Raw genomic sequence first — 18327 nt, forward strand, 5'->3', positions numbered from 1 at the left:
CTCTATACGGTCCAGTTGATCAGTCGCGCCAGCAGATGAGAGCGCAGGCGAGGCTGACGAAGCCGTCATGGATGTCGAGGCGGCGTTCCCAGCGGATAGCGAGTCTCCGGAAACTGGTGCAGCAGACCGAAGGTCTGCTCGACGACGTAGCGCAGCCGGCCGAGGCCTTTGATGTTCTTGCCGCCGCGACGCGGGATGACCGGCTCGGTCCCGCGCCGGCGGCACGCCTCGCGGAAACCCGTGCTGTCGTAGCCTTTGTCGGCCAGCAACACCGGGAAACGCCGCCGCGGACGGCCGGGTCGCCCGGCGATGGGTGGGACAGCGTCGAGCAACTCGACGGCTTTGCTGATGTCGGGCACGTTCGCGGTGGTGATGAGCACCTTGAGCGGGGTGCCGAGGCCGTCGCAGATCAGGTGGTGCTTGCTGCCCGGCTTGCCGCGGTTGACCGGCGATGGACCTGTGCCGGCGCCCCCCTTTTCGCATCGATGTGACTGCCGTCCATCGCCGCCCTAGACCAATCAATGCGCCCGGCCGCATTCAGCTCGGCCAGCAGCAGCCGGTGCAGCCGGTCGAACACCTCGGCGTCGGACCAGCGTTTCAACCTGCGCCAGCAGGTCATCCCGGAGCCGAACCCGAGCTCTTGGGGCAGGTCTTCCCACCCGATGCCGGTGTACAGCACGAACAGGATGCCCTGCAGGCACTACCGGTCCGGTACCGGCCGTGGTCCCGAAGCCCTGTCCCGCCACGGCGGCAGCAACGGCTCGATTCGAATCCACAGCGCGTCGTCAACGATCCACGGCTTACTCACGTGCCGCCGTACGAACCCCGACGCCATCGCCCATCAACGATCAACACCGATTCACGAGATCGCGTTAGCCGCTCTTATCTTGCGCCTTCGGCAATCAACTCGAGCCGGCTGGGCGACGGCGATGGAGCAGGCGTTGTTAGGACCGATGGCAAACGTCCAGCCCCGCTCGGGGCTTCAGCGGGCCTGGGGCGGGCGGCGTTTGGTCAGGGATCGGTGTTATTGCTGAGCTGCTGGGCGTAGTGCAGCAGCCGTCGGCGCGCGCTCGTCATGGCGGCGATGGCCTGGATCAGGTCGTCGGTTGCTTGCCGGTCGATGTGCGGATCGGTGGCGGCCAGCGCGTGGAGCCGCTCGACGGTGTGTCCGGCCCCGACCGCGCTGCTAAGCAAGGCGTTGACGACGTCCTGCTCGTCGTCGATCGGCTGGGCCCACGGTGCCACGTTGTCAGGTGCCACGAACAACCTCCTACTAGACCGGATCGTCAAATGGGGCAGCGGCAACAGGGGCAGCGGCAACAGGGCTGCGGCAACAGTGGGTGTCAGTGGCGGAATCGGCTGACCAGCTCGCGTAGTTCGGTGGACATGCGTGCTAGTTCGGCGGTGGCCTGTTGAGTCTGGTGGACGCCGTCGCTGGTGATCCGGGCAGCATCAGCGACACCAACAATATTCTGCGAAATCTGGCTAGTGCCGCCGGCGGCCTCGGCGACGCTGCGGTTCATCTCGGCCGTGGTCGCGGTCTGCTCCTCCACAGCGGAGGCAATGGTGGTCTGGAAATCACTGATCCGGGCGATCACCTCCGAGATCTGCTCGATCGCTTTGACCGCGCCAGTGGTGTCGGCCTGAATTGCCTGGACCCGCCGGGAGATGTCCTCGGTAGCCCGGGCGGTCTCCTGCGCAAGGTCCTTGACCTCGGAGGCCACCACCGCGAAGCCCTTACCCGCCTCCCCGGCCCGGGCGGCCTCGATGGTGGCGTTCAACGCCAAAAGGTTTGTCTGCTCAGCGATCGCGGTGATCGTCTTGATGACGTTACCGATCTCGCCGGAGGAATCACCCAGCTGGTTCATCGTGGCCGAAGTCGCCGCGGTCACCGTGACCGCCTCCGCGGCCACCCGGGCCGCTTCGGACGCATTCACGCTAATCTCCCGGATCGCCGCCCCCATCTGCTCGCTGCCCGCTGACACCGTCTCGACGCTGCGCGACACCTCATCGGCCGCCGCCGACACCGCCTGCGCCCGCACAGCTGCCTGCTGCGCCGACGCCGCGATCTGCTGCGCGGTGCCCGACATCTGCTCCGACGCCCCCGCCAGCGAGGCCGCCGACCCGTCGATGGTGGATACCGTCATGCGCAGCTGCTGCAGTGCAGCATCCAACGCCCGGCCCATCTGACCCGGCTCATCACGGCTGGACAGCCCACTGGCGCGGGTCAGGTCACCGGCCGCTAACCCTTCACACACCTGCTGGACGCTGGTCAGAGAGCGCACGATCCGGCGGGCCACCCACACCCCGAGCCCGACCGCCAGCAAACTACCCACCGTCAGCAGCAGCAGCATCGTGGTGCGACTGGAGTCGTAGCGCGACTGCGCCGACGCGGCGTTACCGGCCGCGTCGGCCCGTTCCGCAGCGTCTAATACCTGCAGGTCTTGGCTGACCCGCGCCATCAACGGTGCGATCTCGGTGTCGCGGGTCTTCTCCCACGCGGTGAAGTCGTTGCGCTCACCAGCGGGCAGCTGCTTGTCCTTGGCGATTTCAACATACGTCTGCCAGGCGGTGTCGACGTCGGCGATCACCGCCGGATCACCGGCCGGATGACTGGTGCGGTAGGCGTCCAGCGCCGTCTGGACTGCGGCCAGGTCGTCCTGGAAAGCCTGCTCGTACTTCTGGTCGTTCGCCGCGTTGCTACTGATCAGTTGGTTCGCCAAATCCACTCGGGCACGGTTTGTCGACGAGCGTAGATCGCTCAACGCTTCCACGCTGGCCACATTGCTGCCGTAGATCAGTTGAGCCGACCGGTTAGCTCCGGCCAAACCTTTCAAACCGATCACACCGACCACTACACCGACCGTTACCGCCAGCCCAGTCGCCGCCAAAATCTTGGTGTTCACGCTCCAATCGGCGAACGCGAACCGCCTACGGACCGTCACCGGCGCCTCCATCGAGCTCATACATTCCTCTTCCCGAAACTGTGGACGTTTCACTTGCCCGGCAACGCACCTTCCGCGCAAATCACCGGGACGAGAAAGCCGAACCAGCGCTCTGACATCCGACATACCAAGTCCGATGTCGGACCTCGAGCGCCGGTATTCCTATCGGCGCACCTCCCGAACCAATGAGCCGCAACACCCACTAGGAAACCGTGATCCCGTTGCCCCTACCTCGACAACCTGATGCCAAGACCGGCTGCTCGCCCAATGGCGGACGTACCGGGACACGATGAGGCGACCCGGTTGCGCCGGCCCGGCCCAGTTGAGCTTCGACGCACTGACATTCGGCCCGGCGCGGTAGGACCATCGTCCCGATGGCGATCGTCGGACACAGCCGGATCCGTCATCTCGCACTGCCCGAGCGGTCCCGGCGCAGCCTGCAACGCCTCATCGAGACCGCTCCGGACGAGTGGCGGCTGCTGTTCGTCCGCGACAGCCGCGACCGGCGTTGGACGCTAAACTCCGCCGACCTGCAGTACACAGCGATGTTCGCCCCGGCCGCCCACACTCTGGAGCTGACGTTCGACATCTTCAGCACGGAGTTCCCCTGCTGGAAGTCCGGCTGGCAGATCAGCTGAGCTTCGGCGCATGGTGAAGGTGTCGTACCCGTAGGTGACCATCGATGGTTATGACGGCGATGGCCCGGCCGGGTGGGCGCAACCCGGAACATCTGTGGCTGGCCGACGACGAGCAGAAACTCGTGGTGTCCGTGCTGGCGCCCGAGGTCGCCGGTCCCGCCGGGCACGACACGGCCGGACCGGTCACCATCGTCAGCCCATACCCGGTGACCGTGACCGGCCCGGGCGGGATGCGCGACACCCGACCGGCAGAGGTCGGCCTGCACACCCCGCGCACCGGCGAGGCACGGATCGGGTGGGCCGGCACCGCCGAACATCGCGCTGCCCGACAACAACGCCCGCGAGGTGATCGAGCTGGCGGCCAGCGCCCGCAAGGGGCCCGGCGCGACGAACCCGCGGCTGCACGCCCTGGCCGCCCAGCAAGAGGCTCGCGACCGGGCGCTCGAGGGCGACGCCACCCGCTTCCAGCGCCAGATCGACGACGCCGGCACCCTCCTGCGGGGAGTACCCCGCCGATCATGACCCCGCCGCGCCGGTCTACCTGCACCAATACAGCCTAGACGTATTGGAGGAGCAGTCCGCCGACGGCTACCGGGCCTGCGGACACGCCGTGACGGCCGCGCGCATCCTCGAAGCCAAGATCAAGAGGGGCACCTACGGCGCGACCAGGGCACCTGCTGGCCAAACTTGCCAACACCGCGCTCGCCACAAAGGAGCCGGAGCCGGAGCCGGACCGGGCGGCTGCGCTCGGGCTGCGCGGCGCCACCGCGGCCGTGTTCACCGGCTCGGCCGCATCGGCAAGGAACACCGTGCTGACCGTCCGCTTTCCCACGACGCCGGGCCGACGCGAGCTGCACGAGGCCGTCACCGCGCTCGGCTGAGCCCTCTGCGGGTTAGAGGGGAAGGGACCGCTGGCTGGTCTTTTCCGGTACGCCGTTGTTGTAGGCGGTGATGTAGCCGGTCGGTGGGTGCCGGGACTGGTCGGTGGCCCGGGCGTCAGTTCGACGACCAGGGGTTTCCTTGACGCCCTGGACCCGGCGCTGTGGCCCTCCGAACGGGCACCGCGGGTCGTACTGGCCCAGGTCAACTCGCGGCTGTCGGCCTACCGCGACGCCCTCGGCCTGGACGCCGGGCTGGACTTCCACTCGCTGCGCCGTTCGTATGTCACCCACTTGATCGAGACCGGCTGGGATCCGCTGTTTGTGTAGCAGCAGGTCAGCTCCGCGAACGCAACGCGGTCCTGCCGCACCGGGCGCAGCTGGCTACCACGATCACCGACCTCGTCCGCCAGCTGCGCGAGCTGAAGAGCCGGCACGCGCAGGAGCAGGATGACGTGGCGCGCTTGGAGCCGCTCACCTGGACCAGAGTGGCTGCTCAGCTGCGGGGGAAGCGGGACGAGTCGCTGTTGGTGGAGCGCACCGAGGCGGAGGCGGTAGGCCACCGGGTAACCCAGGCCCAAACCCAGCGTGACGCCCTGCGCGCCGAACTCGCCGAGGTCGACGCGCGCCTGGCCGCTACGGCGAAGGCACCCACGGCGTACGCGGCTTTAGTGGCGGACCGCGAGCACCGGCTGCTGACAGCCGGGACAGGTCCCGCTGCGCAGCTTGCCGACATCGCCGGACGGCGCCGCTAGCTCGCCGCCGAGGTCGGGGAGCTGATCGAGGCGCAAGCCGCCGCCGGCGCTGCCGAGCACGCCCTCGCCGAAGCCCGCAAGATTCTAGAATCGGCTGCCGGCTGGTCCGGCGTCGACACTTTCCTTGGTGGTGGCGCGCTGACCAGCGGCGTAAAGCAGCAGCGTCGTCGAGCCGCTGGTGCCCGAGTCGCCGAGGCCGGCCGCCGCTTGGCCGTACTTCGCGGCGAGCTGCGCCACCTCAAACCCTGCGCTGAACTCCCTCGCTGAACGGCTGCAGGTCGACGGCTTCGTGCGGTTCGCCGACCTGTGGCTGGATAACCTTACTGGTGAGTTGAGGCCAGCATCGCGGCATCCTGGGCCACGACGATCGAGCGGCTCGTTTGAGGAAAGATCGCGGGGGGAGGGGAGCTAGGGTCGGCGGCCGATCAGGGCGCGCATGGCGTAGGTGATGAGGTCGATCTCGTCGGCGGTCAGGGTAGCGACAGGTTCGCCGCCGGCGCGGGGGAACCGGGCCAGGGGTACGGTCATCGGCTCGCCGATGATGGCCACGCCGAGCTGGCCCAGGCGGGCGGGGCAGCCGGGCGAGCAGGGCGCCGGCGGCCAGCAGGGTCTCGGTGACGACCTCGACGACCAGGCGCCGCGGCCGGGCGGCGTTGTAGGCCGGGCCGGAGACGACGAGGGCGAGCATTCCGCCGGGCAGCACGCTGGCCTCATCGAGCAGCCACACCTCCCCGCATGCGGTTCGACGCTCGCGGCGGTCTCTGCCCGGGGAGGGGGACCGAGACGGTGCCCCGGCTGAAGTTTCGACTAAAGGCCTCGTATGAGGGATTTCGGCGCGCGTCGCGGATGTCGTCACCCGTCGAGGTCCGTTGCCCGGGCAGGGTTCGGGCATGCAGATCGAGACCGTATCCCGGCTAGGCGGCCGCAGAGCACGACGTTCTACCAGGTCCTCGGCCGCGTCATGGCCGCGATTAGGGACGCCCAGTTGTTGTCGGGCGTCGTGCTGGACTGGTGGCCGGGCGAGGGTGGCCGCACCTGGAACGTCGAGTGCGTCATCGGGCCGTACCCGCACGAGGTCGCCGCCGCGCTGATCCGGGACGCGACCGCCGACCCGGATGAGGGCACGGCGCTGCGCGGCCGCATCGGCGACTTCCCGCGGTTGCACAGCGACGGCGAGCACCGGGCCGTCTCGGTGGTCTACGGCGTGCCGGTACGCGTGCGTGCGCTGGAGCCGATCGGCGAGGAAGCGCATCGGCGGACCGCCATCGGGCAGAGGCGGGCCGCCGAGCCAACCGGAGAGTTGCGCCCCTGGCTACTCGCGGCCGGTGGCGCGGCTTAACGGTGTCGCAGGCGGCCGTCGAGCCGGTCAAACAGCGCCCGCAGCTCGCCCTCCCGCACGGTGGCCCGTCCGTCTTGGGCTACGGCGCCCGGGAGTGGCGGCGCGGCGCGGTGCGGGTGGACCGGGCCGTCTGGATGTCCCGGGCTGGCGCCGCGACAGGTAGGTAGACGACGGGTCGGCCGGCGAACGTCATCCGGCGCCACACGGTGGGCTGTCGGGTTTCCGCCTGGATGGCGAGCGCTACGATCCGCAGGATGGCAGCCGGAGGCCAGGCAGCGTTCCACCGGCAGTGTTCGGCGCCGTCGCGTCGTAGGCTCCATTCGCCGCTGTGGTGTCGGAGTAACCGGTACCGAGTGATCGCGGGGTGTGCAGGCGGCATGGCCGCCGCCTGGCTCATGTGAAGTAGGTGGGTCGGCTGACCCACGTGTCGCTGACGAACATGACGCCGGAGGTGGCGGCGAGCAGCGGGCGCAGCCCGGCCAGCAGGGCATCCACTTTGTCGTCCGGCACCACCGTGATGATCATTTCGAGTGTTGCTTGCTGGTTGAATAGCAGTCGGCCCTGGTGATGGCCGTGGTGGCCGAGTCCGGAGATGCCGGACACGCTGGTCCAGCCGGTGTCGCCGGCGTCGCGGATGAGGTCGAGCACGGTGGGGGCGTCGGCTCCGACGATAATCACTTCTACTTTGGTCATGCGGGTCAGGTCGGTCCGGTTCACGATGCCTCCTGCAGATCGGCGGCGGACAGGGACCAGGGCTGCCACCCGTCAGGGCGCCAGCGAAGCCATGGCTCGCCGGGGTTTTGGCGGGCGGCCAGGGCCACCCAGTCGTTGCCGAACAGCCGGCGCAGTACTGGATTGCGGGCTATCACGGTGTCCAGCCGGGACAGCGGCGCCTGCACGACGGTGAGCAGGCGCATCGGCTCGTGCACGGGTGCGGTCCCGACTCCGACGGATTGCCAGGGCAGGCCGATGCGCAGGTCGCCGGCGGGTCCGGCGAGGACCCCGACACCACCGACGGCGTTGTGCACCGTTTTAGTGCCGGCGCCGAACACCTGCGGTGCGACGGATGAGAAGTAGTACTGGCAGTTGATCCATTGGGCCACGACCATCGGGGCGGTCAGGATCGTTTCCAGGGCGGTGCCGTCGGGGTCTATGTGCGGGTCGTAGCTGTGCAGGAATGACCGGCGGCGCAGGTTGTGTCCTGCGGTGAGCTGGCGCGGCCCGACGACGAACGCTGCGTTGCCTGCCAGGCCCCATTCTGGGTACGTCTGGGCCCAGTCGGTGGCCCGGCGCGCGGCGTGCCGGCGGGCTGTGGGGGTGTCGGCGTGGAGGGGGGGCGCCGGGCAGGCCGGCGCAGCGTTCCTGGGCAAGCCGGGTGCCGGCGGCTGCCAGGTCCGCGGTCAGCGTTGAGAGCACCGGGTGCAGCGCTTCGGGCACCAGATGCGGGTCGAGTACCTGGATTCGGTCGGTGGTGGTGTCGTGCTCGGCGGCGGCGAACCACGTGCTCGGCGGGACCTTGATGCCCACGTCCGACAGCGCGTCTCGGACCTGCGGGTCGTTGAGGATCGCGGCCAGTGCGCGGGCGTTGGGACCGCCGCGGTGCCCGCCGCAGGCGCCGCAGTCCAGCGCGGCCCGGTACGGGTTGTTCTCGGTGGTGCTGCCGTGCGCACAGAACACCACCAGCGGGGCGAAGCGCGTCAATCCCATCGTGATGAGTGCGGCCTGGGCGTACAGGATCCGTTCGGACAGGCTGATCGCGCTGGCGACGTCGATTTCGGTGTGGGCGGGCGGGGCGACGGCGCGGCGTAGCCGCCGCCGGATAGCCGCCGCGGTGGCGGGCGCGGCGGTGCGTACCGCGGCAAGTGGCCCGGCCGCCCAGCCTGCCGTCTCGGCCAGCACGAACGGCGCGACAGTGTGGTCCTTGGCGGCGTGCCATGCGTCATCGCCGCGGGCTAGTGCGCGCAGCCCGGTCACGTGCCGGTCGACGGCAGCCCGGTCGGCGGCGACCTCGGCGACCTCGTGGACGGGCTCGACCAGCGCCGGGCACAGTGTCTCCGTCTCGCCGCCGGGGATTCCGGGGAAGCGCATCGCCACCGCGAAGAAGCCGGCGAAGCCGAACGTCTCGTAGCGGCCGCGCTCCTCCAGGTGGCGGCGCAGGCCCTCGGAGCGCACGTCGATGCAGCAGACCACCTGCGCGTCCGGCGCCGCAGCGGCCGGTGCGGGCGCGTCACCGGACAGAGTGCTCAACAGGTCGCGGCGGTAGTGCTCCTCGTAGGCGGCCAGCCACAGCGTTGACCGCGACGCCGATGGGACCGCCCCGAGCACGGCGGCGGCCGCGGTGAGCTGCTCGTCGGTGGCGGCCAGCCCCAACGCGGCCGCCACCGATGCGGCCCGGCGCCGCGGCGACGCCCAGCCCACGATGGACTGGGCCGGGGCCGGCTGGCCGCGGTCCGCGCCGTCGAGCAGCGCGGCCTCGTACGACAGCCGCATCGCCAGGTAGGCGACCAGGTTCAGGCCGGTGTGTCGGTCGCCGGCGCGTTCGCCGCACCAGCGGGCGTAGGCCGCCCAGCCTGGCATCCGGGTCAGGTGCGCGCGTAGGTAGTCGGCCTGTTCGTGGTCGGGCACGCCGAGGCGGTGCAGCGCCGCCAGGGCCGCGTCCTCGGCGGTGATGGGTAGGTCGCGCAGCAGCGCTCGAGCCCGGCGGGGCAGCGACGGATCCCGCACAGCCAGGTTACGCCAGGCGGGGTAGAGGCCGCGGTCGCGGCCGGGCATGGGCCAGCTCGCCTGCCCGCCGGTGAATGCGGCGCACCACTTGCCGGTCTGTGTATCGACGGTGTCGGCCACCGCGGGGGCGTGTTCCTCGGCGCGGGTTCGCGCGGTGCGTGCCGGCGGCGGCGGTACCGGACCGTGCAGCAGGTCGGTGCGCAGCAGCTCGAAGGCGCTCAGGTAGCGATCCCCGAGGACGGCGCCGGGCGAGTCGAGCAGCGCAGGGTATGCCACGATGAGCGCGGTGCGTAGGTCGTCGTCGGTGATGCGGCCGGCGGCGTGCGCGGCGCGGAAGGCCGTCTCCGGCAGGGTGCCCGCCGCGCCGTACCACTGCTGGGCCGTCTCAACGGCGAGGGCGAACGGCAGTTCCTCCAGTCCGCCGAGCGGGTTGACGGCGATGAACGCCTTCAGGGAGTAGTGCATCGGCAGGATACGGGCGGCAATGGTGACGGCGGCGCGGAACGCGGCCCGCGTGCTCGGGTCGGTCATGACGGCACTCCCCAGGCGACGGTGGTAGGCATCTCGGCGGTGCAGGCCGGTCGCGTGCGGCGCGCCCGCTCGGTCCGGGTGGTGACGTGGGCGGTGCTGACCGTCCACGCGTAGAGAGTGCTGGCGGCGGGGGTGTGCCGGGCGGCGTACACAGCTATCAAGGCTCCGACCACCACGGCGATGACTCCGGCGGCCGCGGTGGTGCCGCTGTGCCCGCCGCCGGGGGCCCAGGCAGCGGTGGCGGCGCCGGCGAGCATGAGGTACGTGGGCAGCACGACGGCGCTACCTACAGCGGCGACAAGGCCGGGTCGCCAGGACGGCGCGTGCCTTAGCAGACCCCAGATCGCCGCGGCGGTCGTGGCCCAGGCGAACACCGTAAGCGGACCGGTCACCGGGTGAATCGCCGAGGTCGCCGCCAGCACGGCTGCCGGCCAGAGGAGGGCGTACGTGGCGACGGCGGCCCGGCGGGCGGTTACTGGTGGAGCGGGCGGTGCGGCGACCTGGCGGCGGTGGTGGTCCACCGCCGATCCCGAGCCGAGGAACAGGGTGGCCTTGTACATGCCGTGGCCGATGAGGTGGAACAGCGCCACGGCGGGCAGCCTAAGACCGCAGGTGAGGATCATGAATCCCATCTGGGCGGTAGTCGACCAGACCAGGGCGCCTTTAATGTCGGGTTTGGTGAGCATCACGGCGGTTCCATACACCAGGGTGAGCGCGCCGGCGGTCACGGCCAGCCACAGCGCGGCGGCAGACCGGCCGACCAGTGGGTCGAGCCGTACCAGCAACACCCCGCCGCCGTTGACCACTCCGGCGTGCAACAGGGCGGAGACCGGCGTGGGGGCGGCCAGCGACGCGGGCAGCCACCGGTGGAACGGCACCTGCGCCGAGTGGGCCAGCGCAGCCACCACGACCAGGCAGGCAATCACCGGCAGAAGCGGGTCGTCGCCCACGGTGGCGCCGAGCTGACGCAAGTCCACATCGCCCTCGCGAGACACGACCAGGCCGACCGCGACCCATAGCGCGGCGTCACCGACGAGCAGAGCGCGGGCCGCACGGCGGGCGCTGTCGCGGGCGGCGGGCAGGTGCGGATAAGTGGCCAGCAGCAGCACCAGCGCAACGCCGGAGACCGTCCACGTGATGGCGAGCACCACCACGGTGGCAGCGGTAACCAGGGCGGCGGATGCCGCGGTCAGCAGCCCTGCGCTGGCGGCGAACCGGGTCTGCCGCGGGTCGCCGGCCAGATAGCGTCCGCCGAAGCCCTGCGCGACGGCGCCGACCCCACACACCAGCAGCAGCAGCGTGACGGTGACCCGGTCGGCCACCAGCGGCCCGGCACCAGTGGCCGGGCCGTGCAGCCACACCGGTACGGCCGCCGCAGCGGCCACTGCGAACCCAGCCGTGGCCGTCATCCACCCCACCTGCGTTGCGACGCGGGGTCGACGTGTCCCGGCGAGGACGGCGACGAGTACTTCCAGCAGTAGCAGCGCCACGACGACCACGGGCGCCGCGGCCGTCACGAGAAATCTCCCCGACGTATTCATGCGACGTACAATACGCGACTCGAATTTCGTATTAACAGAGTCGTGTATTGTTAGTCACGTATATGGGATCGCCCTTGCGCTAGGATGGGGCGCCATGGCCGACTGGACGTTTCTGACCAACCACTCGCACGTGCTGCTCTGCGTCGCACGGGAGCCGGACATCCGGCACCGCGACCTGGCCGAACGCGTCGGCATCACCGAACGCGCCGCGCAGCGCATAGTCGCCGACCTTATCGAGGCCGGCTACCTGACCAGCGTCCGCGAAGGCCGACGCAACCGCTACGACTTGAACCCCGACCTGCCGCTACGGCACCCCCTGGAACGCGAGCACCGCATCGGCGAGATCCTCGCCGTGCTGCAGGCACCTGTAGGCCGTTGATCGTGGACGCCTACCGCGACGCGGTCGTAGTTCGGCACGTTCAGCGGCGAGGTGCCACGCAACGGCAGCCCACTAGACGCCGCCCGGGCCAAGGAACCCTCGCAGTGCAGGTCACCGGGCTACCGCTCGCCCTGGCCAGAGGCTAGCTACGGCCCGCTGCCCGGGATACCCATGGTGGGTGCACGAAGAACTGCTACGGTTCCGCGACACCGGGCGAGGCATCGAAATCATCGAGGGTGAACGCGTCCCAATCGCCCTGCCCCAGCCAGTCCGGGTCGCCACCATCGACGAGGCCGCACCCTTCCTGGAGCGCGCCGGTTTCGGCGAACAGGCCGTCATCGTGCGCCCGCCCACCGGCGAAAATGTCTGCCACATCCACAAGGGCATCACTGACGCGGCCACCCTGACTGCCGCGATCCATCAGGCCGCGCAACGCTCCACCGACGGCATGGCACTGCGGGAACCAGACCTGCGGGCACCCCACAACCCACCCGCCGTGACGTGCCACGCCGCCCCGGCGAGCGCATGAGCCGCCGACTCGCCACCACCTGTTCCGCCTGCGACTGCCCTGGCTACGGCCGCACCGGCACAGAACCCGCCTGCCCTGCGCCACCTGCGGCACCGCCACCGACCTGACCGCCGCCGACCAGCACGGCTGCCCGCGCTGCCTACACTACAACCGCGTGCCGCGCCCCCAGCTCACCGCCGACCCGCAATGGTGCCGACACTGCAACCCCTGACCAAGATGGCGAGCAGACTCTCAGTCAACCCAGCGCCCTACCATCACACAAACGACCGTTTTCGATAGACCCTCACCGAGCCCGCCGTCGCTGGCTCCCTCGAGGGCTCAGGTCACCACGCAGCGGCCGGCCTCGTCGGAACCTCATCTCGGCGCTCAATGGCGCTGCTCCCGCTGGCAGATGCGAAGCACGCCACCGCCCGGGCGGACGGGTGGGTCTGCATCTGGACCTCGAAGGTTGCGCGTCTGCACAGGTCCTGCTCGGGACGGCGCGGGTCACCACCGGGATGATCTCGCAGCCCGGGGGCGGCGGCGATGTTGATCTTCTCGGTCAGTCGGATGGTGAGGGTGTTGCCCTCGGTGATGACGACGGTGACCGGTTGGCGGTGGGCGTGCTCGTAGGACGATGGCATCGTCGGCAACTCCCCGGGACGGATAGTTTGCCCGAGACAACCGTAAGCCAGTCGAGGGCCTGCGGGTGGCCGCCGAAAAGGCCGGAATGTCATGCACATTGCACGGATCTTAGCTCCGGTAGCTCGTCGGCCGATGCTTGCAACCCGTCGACGGTTCAATCACGAATCAGCTCGGCAGGTGCGCCCAGGCCGGTGATGGTTCCGTGCGGTCGTCAGCCCTGACTTTCCGCGCTGGCAGAGCAGTTGGTCATCGGCTCGGGCATGTCACTCAGCACGGAAATGATCACCTCAGCGCAGTGCAGCGCCTGCTCGCGGCCGTCTTCCAAGCTCGTCCACTCCGAGTGGTAAACCACGTACGCGATCCGCTCGCGCGGCGTCAGCGCGCGCGCGGTGGCCGCTGCCGCCAGGGCCTCAGCCAGCTATGTTTTCGCCATGCGAGGACCGTCGCACAGCTACGTCGCCGCTATGTCTCCGCTGACCCCACAGCGCTCTGTTGTCGGGCCGTTGCCGCAGTGCTACCAGCGCCTCGCTCAGGAACTGCGAGAAATATCAGGGGCCTCGGAAACGGTCAGACCGGCCCTTTGTCTCAGGCCGGCTGGCGGCGTTCCGATGACCGGGGTATCGGCGGGCGAATTTCTGCTTGAGGAGTGGGTCATGGTCTCTACCGCAGTGGGATTGCCGATCTGCCGGCACGTCCGTCTCGGCTCTGAGCTGATCGAGATCGATAACCGGTTGCGGAAGATCGGCGACGAACTCGCCGCCGCCTACCCGGCAGATGCGGTGGCCACCAACCCGGTCCAGGCACGCGTGACGCTGCAACGCTTGCGGATAGTCCTGGACGACATCTCCAGCCGCGAACATGCGCATGCCGATGGCTGGTCGACCACCATCTACCACAGCTTCAACCCGGTCCGCCGCTTCCAGAAGCTGGCCCCCATCCTGGATCGGCACCGCAGCACCAACCCGCCATGTTGCGGCTGGTCGTGATCTGCCACCCGCCCCTCAAAGGCGGGTGTGAAACATTTGTGCGAATATTGTGCGATCGTGGTGCATGAACCTGGGTATGCCGGCGGCCCTATCCGCGAGAGCGCCACCTTCGTCACCACTAGGTTCTGTCTCTTAATCAAGGCCGTCGGGTACGGCGTGGAGCCAGTCGAGCATTTCGACGAGGTCGAGGGTGGCTGGGAAGTGGGCGCCCAGCTTGTCGTAGCGGGTGGCCAGTCCGCGCCGGTGTTTGCGTCGGTTGAAGCCGCGTTCGACCTGGTTGCGCCGCGTGTAGGCGTGCGGGTCGAACGCGGGTGGCCGGCCGCCGTTGCGGCCTTTGCGTAGCCGGTTGGCGATCTGGTCGCGTGGCTGCGGGATCGTCGCAGTGATGTGTTTGTCCCGCAAGGCTTGCCGGTTGGCCCGTGACGAATAGGCCCGGTCGCCGGTTAACGAGTTCGGACGTACTCGCGGCCGGCCGGGGCCAGGTGTCGCCACCCGGACCCGGTCCAGCAACGGGATCAGCTGCCGGGTGTCGGCGGATTGCCCGGGCGTGATCAGCGAGACCAATGAGCGGCCCCGGCCATCGGCCAGGGTGTGGATCTTCGTGGTCAGCCCGCCGCGGGAACGTCCGATGCCTTCGCGTGCCTGGGCTTCGGCGACCCCAGCCCCCTTTTGCCGCCCCGGCAGCATGCTGATGAGCACGCACGATCGTCGCGTCGACCTGAGCGTCCCAGTCGATGTCGTCGTCGAGTTCAGCGAGGGTGACGACCTGGGCTTTCAACCTTGCCCAGGTGCCATCGGCCGCCCACCGGCGGAAACGTTGGTACGGCGTCTTCCACGGCCCGTACCGTTCGGGCAGGTCCCGCCAGGGTGAGCCAGTGCGTTTGACCCAGCAGATCGCGTTGATCACCTGCCGGTGATCACGCCACCGCCGGCCCTGAACCGGCTGGGCCGGCAGCAACGGCGCCAGCACAGCCCATTCCTGGTTCGTCAGATCCCCACGGGCCACACCACATCAACGATCGACATCCATGATCGCCACGTTGATCTAAGAGACAGAACCTAGCGGCGCGGCGATCAGCGGGCGCTGTACTAGGTGTGATGTCCAGGCAGGTTGGTTAACCGGGTGATGGGTGTGGCTTTGCCGATGGCGGTGTGGGGTCGGTGGTGGTTGTAGTCGTGCAGGAATGAAGGTAGCGCTGCGCGGCGGGCTTTCTCGGAGGAGTAGAACTTCGCGAAGGCCCAGCCGTCGGCAAGGGTGCGGTGGAATCGTTCGATCTTCCCGTTGGTTTGAGGCCGGTACGGGCGGGTCTTTTTCACCGTGATGCCGAGCGCGGCGCAAGTGTTACGCCAGAGGTGGGACTTGTAGGCGGAGCCGTTGTCCGACAACACTCGGCGGACGGTGACACCACGCTGGGCGAACCAGGCGACCGCGTTGGCCAGGACAGCGGTGGCGGTGGCGGCGGTTTCGTCGTTGTGGATCTCGGCGTAGGCGACGCGGGAGTGGTCGTCGATGACGGTGTGCACGAACGCGGTGCCGATCAACGGATTGCGGTACTTGTTCTGGCGCTTGCCCGTGGTGCGGGCCCGGTTCTTGTCGCCTTGTTGCCGGCCGAGGTAGCGCCAGCCGCCGCCGTCGGGGACGTTGCCGAGTTTCTTGACGTCGACGTGGAGCAGATCTCCGGGCGCGCGGTGTTCGTAGCGGCGTATGGGCTCGCCGGTGATCCGGTCGAGGTGGCTGAGCCGGTTCATCCGGCAGCGCACCAGCACGGCGTGCACCGTCGAGGCGGCCAGGCCGAGTTCGTCGGCGATCGCGACCGGCCCCCAGCGTCGCCTGCGGCGTAGGTGCACAATCTTGCGGACCAGCGGGGCCGCGGTGCGGTTCGGCTGTGAACGCGGCCGTGACGAGCGGTCGGTCATGCCGGCCTCGCCGTGCTCGCGGTAACGCTGCGCCCATTTCGCCGCGGTACGCCAGGACACGTCATAGCGTTCCGCCGCCCGAGAGGGTGACCAGCCGAGGTCCACGATCAGACGCGCCAGCCGCAATCGCGCTCGCGGGGTCAACGCGGCATTAGCGTGGGACATGAAGGCCTCCAGTGCTGCTCAGTGGTGTCTCGACAACCCCACTGCACCGCCGGAGGCCTTCATCTGTTCACCAGATCAGCCCGCGATCCTCAGATCGAGTGGTCGCACTTCCTCGACCAACGTCCCCGGACATCACAACTAGGTGCTGCTGGACGAGCTAACCGACGGGCGCGGCTACCTGTTCGCGATGCAACTGCCCTGAGGCGACCACGAACATGAACAGCACTTCGACACGATTGCCGAGGCCTGCGCGGTGGCCGACGGCATCTACTAGCTGTGGCCTGACGCCGGCCAGTGGCACATCGACCGGCACGGCTGGCAACGCCCGACCCGGCCCTGAGCCGGCGCGATCCTGCAAGATGTCTTCCCGCCTTTTCCGGCGCCGGACGGTGACCATGACGGGAGCCGTCGGATGTCACGCGTCGGCGTAATGGTCGCCGGTGACCCGCGTGCTGTCTGGCGGGCCAGTCGTGTTTGCGGCATGGGGCCGGTTCGGGTGAACGTCTCTATGACCGCCTTGTTGGGCAATGTGTTGGCCCGACGGGGTATTGGTGTTGTCCTCGCTACCCCGCCTCATATCAGGTCGTGAAACCGAGAACCGTGTGCTTGTTGGCGCAGGTGAGCGGGTGGCAATACCCCGCTGCGGGTTGGCGGCTGCGTAAGCGGCCGTGACTGACGATGCCAGGCTGGCGGCCGCAGTCGCCGGGCCCGGGCGCATTGGCAGCTCGACGAGCTCGGCGCGGTTTACGGCCCGGATTAGAGTCCGTGACCGGTACTGTCGGAGACTAGGTGGGGTTGCCGTCTGCCGTGGACCGCGAAAGGCAACCCGACCAGGCCCGTGTAGCTGTCTGCCAGTGCAGTTCAGGGCCGGTTTCGTGAGGTGACGGGATCGCGTGGCAACGGGGCGGCTGACAAGAGTCACTTCCTGCCGGTGGTGCACACATGCGCGTGAGGCGGGTGACAGAGATTGGCCCGTCAGTCCTTGGTCACCCGGCTGCAGATCGACGGCGGCCCCTCTCACGAGCTGCTGGTGCTGCTCGACCAGCGCCGGTGCTGACCTCCGGCCAGTTGGCCCGGCTGAACGCGGCGCCGGCGCGGACGGTCACCTACCGCCTCGATCGGCTGTTGCAGGGCCGGCTGGTGGTGTGCGCCCGGCCGGGCCGCGATTCCGGCTCGTCGCTGCGATTGTGGTGGCTGACCCCGTTTGGTGTCCGGCTGGTCGCCGGGGCGCCCCGGCCGAGGGCAAGCGCCCGTCGGCCATGTTGCCGCGCAAGCGTCGGCGATCGCCGAGGTGTGGCTGGCCGTGCTCGAGCACGTGCCGGCGGCCAGGCTGGCCGGGACGATCTGGTGGCCGGACCGGGCCGGCTGGCACACCTGGCGGCACCGGGGCGCCGACGTAACGTTGTCGCCGGACGCGATCCTGTCCGCCGACCTGGCCGTGTGGTCGGAACCGCCGGCAGCACGGTTGAGAAGACGGAGGCGTTCGTCGAGGTCGACCTGGCCACGATGAGCCAGGCCAACCTGTAGGAGAAGGTCGGCCGGTATCTGGCGTACGCCGAAGACCGCGAGTGGGCCGATCGGTGGCCGCACTGCCCGCCGTTGCTGCTGACCACCACGCCGGCGCGGGCGGCCACCTTCGTGCGGGCCGCGGCGAAAACCGCCGCGGCGGCCCGCTGCGGCCGCGGCCTGGACTACCGATTCCGCGGCTACGCCGGCCCGGTCAAGACCTGGGCGAGGCCGAACGTCTGGTCATCGCTGCGTGCGGCCACGTGCGTGCCCCGCAGGCGGCGATCGCCGAGCGGGTATGGCTGCACCGAGACGCCGCGGCCCCGCATCGAGACCGGCGGCTCGCCCCGGTCGACCCGGACGACGAACCGCCCACCTGCACCCCGGCCGAGCTGCTCGGCGACCGCATCGCCACCCAGAATCGCCAGCGACTGGTACGAGCGCGCCTCGCGGCCGACCACAACGCCCGCCGCAGGGCCCGGCTGGCCGAACTCGACCGCGGGGTCGTGCCGGCCGAGCGGCTCGGTGACCCGGTCGCCGCGGCCGCCTACCGGCGCCTCGCCTACGAGGTGGACGCATTCACCGCGACAGCTCCGGCCCTGGCCGAACAGGTCCTCGCCGTCGACGACGGGCACGGTGACGGCAAGCAGCTGAGAGCTCGTGCTACGCGAGCGCCACGACCAGCTGCTCGCTGACCAGGCACGGGCGGTGCTCGCCGCGCCGGGCACCGTCGCCGAGCTGCCGCGGCCGGCCGCGGTGGCCGCTGCCCTGCAGTCAGGCCGGCTGCTGGACCCGCGGGCAGCGTGCGGGCTGCCGCGCTTGTGGGGTTTGCTCGGCGTTAGGATTGGGTCGACCTGCGATGATCGTGAG

General features: G+C 69.5%; 19 protein-coding genes and 2 pseudogenes. 10 read left to right on the forward strand and 11 right to left on the reverse strand.

The features are described 5' to 3' along the window. Positions 1 to 19: 19 nt before the first annotated feature. From ACQP2F_RS14100 to ACQP2F_RS14110, 3 genes and pseudogenes are all read right to left on the reverse strand, one after another. A pseudogene (locus ACQP2F_RS14100) lies at positions 20 to 835 on the reverse strand (IS5 family transposase). Between the two features lie 176 nt (positions 836 to 1011). Next, positions 1012 to 1260 carry a hypothetical protein gene (locus ACQP2F_RS14105; protein ID WP_433304149.1) on the reverse strand — a complete coding sequence of 83 codons (249 nt, stop codon included), beginning with the start codon at positions 1258 to 1260 and terminating at the stop codon, positions 1012 to 1014. Between the two features lie 83 nt (positions 1261 to 1343). Then, a complete protein-coding gene (locus tag ACQP2F_RS14110) occupies positions 1344 to 2966 on the reverse strand; it encodes a methyl-accepting chemotaxis protein (protein ID WP_433304151.1) in 1623 nt (540 codons plus the stop codon). A gap of 353 nt (positions 2967 to 3319) precedes the next feature. Here ACQP2F_RS14110 and ACQP2F_RS14115 point away from each other — a divergent pair, with 353 nt between their 5' ends. From ACQP2F_RS14115 to ACQP2F_RS14130, 4 genes are all read left to right on the forward strand, one after another. Then, positions 3320 to 3583: a hypothetical protein gene (locus tag ACQP2F_RS14115; RefSeq protein WP_433304153.1), complete on the forward strand. Its 264-nt coding sequence runs from the start codon at positions 3320 to 3322 to the stop codon at positions 3581 to 3583. Positions 3584 to 3928: 345 nt separating this feature from the next. Beyond that, positions 3929 to 4105: a hypothetical protein gene (locus ACQP2F_RS14120; RefSeq protein WP_433304155.1), complete on the forward strand. Its 177-nt coding sequence runs from the start codon at positions 3929 to 3931 to the stop codon at positions 4103 to 4105. A 446-nt stretch (positions 4106 to 4551) separates the two neighbouring features. Further along, on the forward strand, positions 4552 to 4791 hold the full coding sequence (locus tag ACQP2F_RS14125; protein WP_433304157.1) for a hypothetical protein: 240 nt from the start codon (positions 4552 to 4554) through the stop codon (positions 4789 to 4791). A 125-nt stretch (positions 4792 to 4916) separates the two neighbouring features. Beyond that, positions 4917 to 5216: a hypothetical protein gene (locus tag ACQP2F_RS14130; RefSeq protein WP_433304159.1), complete on the forward strand. Its 300-nt coding sequence runs from the start codon at positions 4917 to 4919 to the stop codon at positions 5214 to 5216. A gap of 84 nt (positions 5217 to 5300) precedes the next feature. On the opposite strand, the gene ACQP2F_RS14135 is transcribed toward ACQP2F_RS14130, so the two are convergent. Next, positions 5301 to 5453: a hypothetical protein gene (locus ACQP2F_RS14135; protein WP_433304161.1), complete on the reverse strand. Its 153-nt coding sequence runs from the start codon at positions 5451 to 5453 to the stop codon at positions 5301 to 5303. 724 nt (positions 5454 to 6177) lie between these two features. Between ACQP2F_RS14135 and ACQP2F_RS14140 the strand changes: the two genes are divergently transcribed. Beyond that, a complete protein-coding gene (locus tag ACQP2F_RS14140; protein ID WP_433304163.1) occupies positions 6178 to 6555 on the forward strand; it encodes a hypothetical protein in 378 nt (125 codons plus the stop codon). A 393-nt stretch (positions 6556 to 6948) separates the two neighbouring features. On the opposite strand, the gene ACQP2F_RS14145 is transcribed toward ACQP2F_RS14140, so the two are convergent. The 4 genes and pseudogenes from ACQP2F_RS14145 to ACQP2F_RS14160 all read right to left on the reverse strand — a co-directional run bounded on the left by ACQP2F_RS14145 (position 6949) and on the right by ACQP2F_RS14160 (position 11219). Further along, on the reverse strand, positions 6949 to 7272 hold the full coding sequence (locus ACQP2F_RS14145; RefSeq protein ID WP_433304165.1) for a DUF190 domain-containing protein: 324 nt from the start codon (positions 7270 to 7272) through the stop codon (positions 6949 to 6951). Continuing rightward, entirely contained in the window at positions 7269 to 7925 is a 657-nt protein-coding gene (locus ACQP2F_RS14150) for a putative inorganic carbon transporter subunit DabA (RefSeq protein WP_433304167.1), read from the reverse strand. The genes ACQP2F_RS14145 and ACQP2F_RS14150 overlap by 4 nt, the downstream gene beginning before the upstream one ends. 1 nt (position 7926) lies before the next feature. Further along, positions 7927 to 9810: pseudogene (locus ACQP2F_RS14155) on the reverse strand (putative inorganic carbon transporter subunit DabA); the annotation flags it as partial. Next, positions 9807 to 11219 carry a proton-conducting transporter transmembrane domain-containing protein gene (locus ACQP2F_RS14160; protein WP_433304168.1) on the reverse strand — a complete coding sequence of 471 codons (1413 nt, stop codon included), beginning with the start codon at positions 11217 to 11219 and terminating at the stop codon, positions 9807 to 9809. The pseudogene ACQP2F_RS14155 and the gene ACQP2F_RS14160, both read right to left, overlap by 4 nt. A gap of 226 nt (positions 11220 to 11445) precedes the next feature. Here ACQP2F_RS14160 and ACQP2F_RS14165 point away from each other — a divergent pair, with 226 nt between their 5' ends. After that, positions 11446 to 11730 (forward strand): helix-turn-helix transcriptional regulator, encoded by a 285-nt coding sequence (locus ACQP2F_RS14165; RefSeq protein WP_433304170.1) that lies wholly within the window; start codon positions 11446 to 11448, stop codon positions 11728 to 11730. A 178-nt stretch (positions 11731 to 11908) separates the two neighbouring features. Beyond that, complete coding sequence (locus ACQP2F_RS14170) at positions 11909 to 12259, forward strand: DUF6671 family protein (RefSeq protein WP_433304172.1); 351 nt, start codon at positions 11909 to 11911, stop codon at positions 12257 to 12259. A gap of 323 nt (positions 12260 to 12582) precedes the next feature. Here the strand turns inward: ACQP2F_RS14170 and ACQP2F_RS14175 are convergent, their stop codons facing one another. Continuing rightward, on the reverse strand, positions 12583 to 12882 hold the full coding sequence (locus ACQP2F_RS14175; RefSeq protein ID WP_433304173.1) for a hypothetical protein: 300 nt from the start codon (positions 12880 to 12882) through the stop codon (positions 12583 to 12585). A 609-nt stretch (positions 12883 to 13491) separates the two neighbouring features. Between ACQP2F_RS14175 and ACQP2F_RS14180 the strand changes: the two genes are divergently transcribed. Continuing rightward, a complete protein-coding gene (locus ACQP2F_RS14180; RefSeq protein ID WP_433304175.1) occupies positions 13492 to 13869 on the forward strand; it encodes a hypothetical protein in 378 nt (125 codons plus the stop codon). A gap of 132 nt (positions 13870 to 14001) precedes the next feature. Here the strand turns inward: ACQP2F_RS14180 and ACQP2F_RS14185 are convergent. Both ACQP2F_RS14185 and ACQP2F_RS14190 read right to left on the reverse strand, forming a co-directional pair. Continuing rightward, a protein-coding gene (locus ACQP2F_RS14185; protein ID WP_433304177.1) for an IS5 family transposase occupies positions 14002 to 14875 on the reverse strand; the annotation gives its coding sequence in 2 pieces (ribosomal slippage) (positions 14002 to 14536 and positions 14535 to 14875; 876 coding nt in all). An 83-nt stretch (positions 14876 to 14958) separates the two neighbouring features. Continuing rightward, complete coding sequence (locus tag ACQP2F_RS14190) at positions 14959 to 15951, reverse strand: IS481 family transposase (protein WP_433304179.1); 993 nt, start codon at positions 15949 to 15951, stop codon at positions 14959 to 14961. A 1050-nt stretch (positions 15952 to 17001) separates the two neighbouring features. Here ACQP2F_RS14190 and ACQP2F_RS14195 point away from each other — a divergent pair. Both ACQP2F_RS14195 and ACQP2F_RS14200 read left to right on the forward strand, forming a co-directional pair. Continuing rightward, positions 17002 to 17478, forward strand: coding sequence for a replication-relaxation family protein (locus tag ACQP2F_RS14195; RefSeq protein WP_433304180.1), 477 nt, complete (start codon positions 17002 to 17004; stop codon positions 17476 to 17478). A gap of 242 nt (positions 17479 to 17720) precedes the next feature. Then, a complete protein-coding gene (locus ACQP2F_RS14200) occupies positions 17721 to 18152 on the forward strand; it encodes a hypothetical protein (RefSeq protein WP_433304182.1) in 432 nt (143 codons plus the stop codon). Positions 18153 to 18327 lie beyond the last annotated feature (175 nt).

This window comes from Actinoplanes sp. CA-030573, assembly GCF_050951115.1.
Taxonomy (GTDB): Bacteria; Actinomycetota; Actinomycetes; order Mycobacteriales; family Micromonosporaceae; genus Actinoplanes.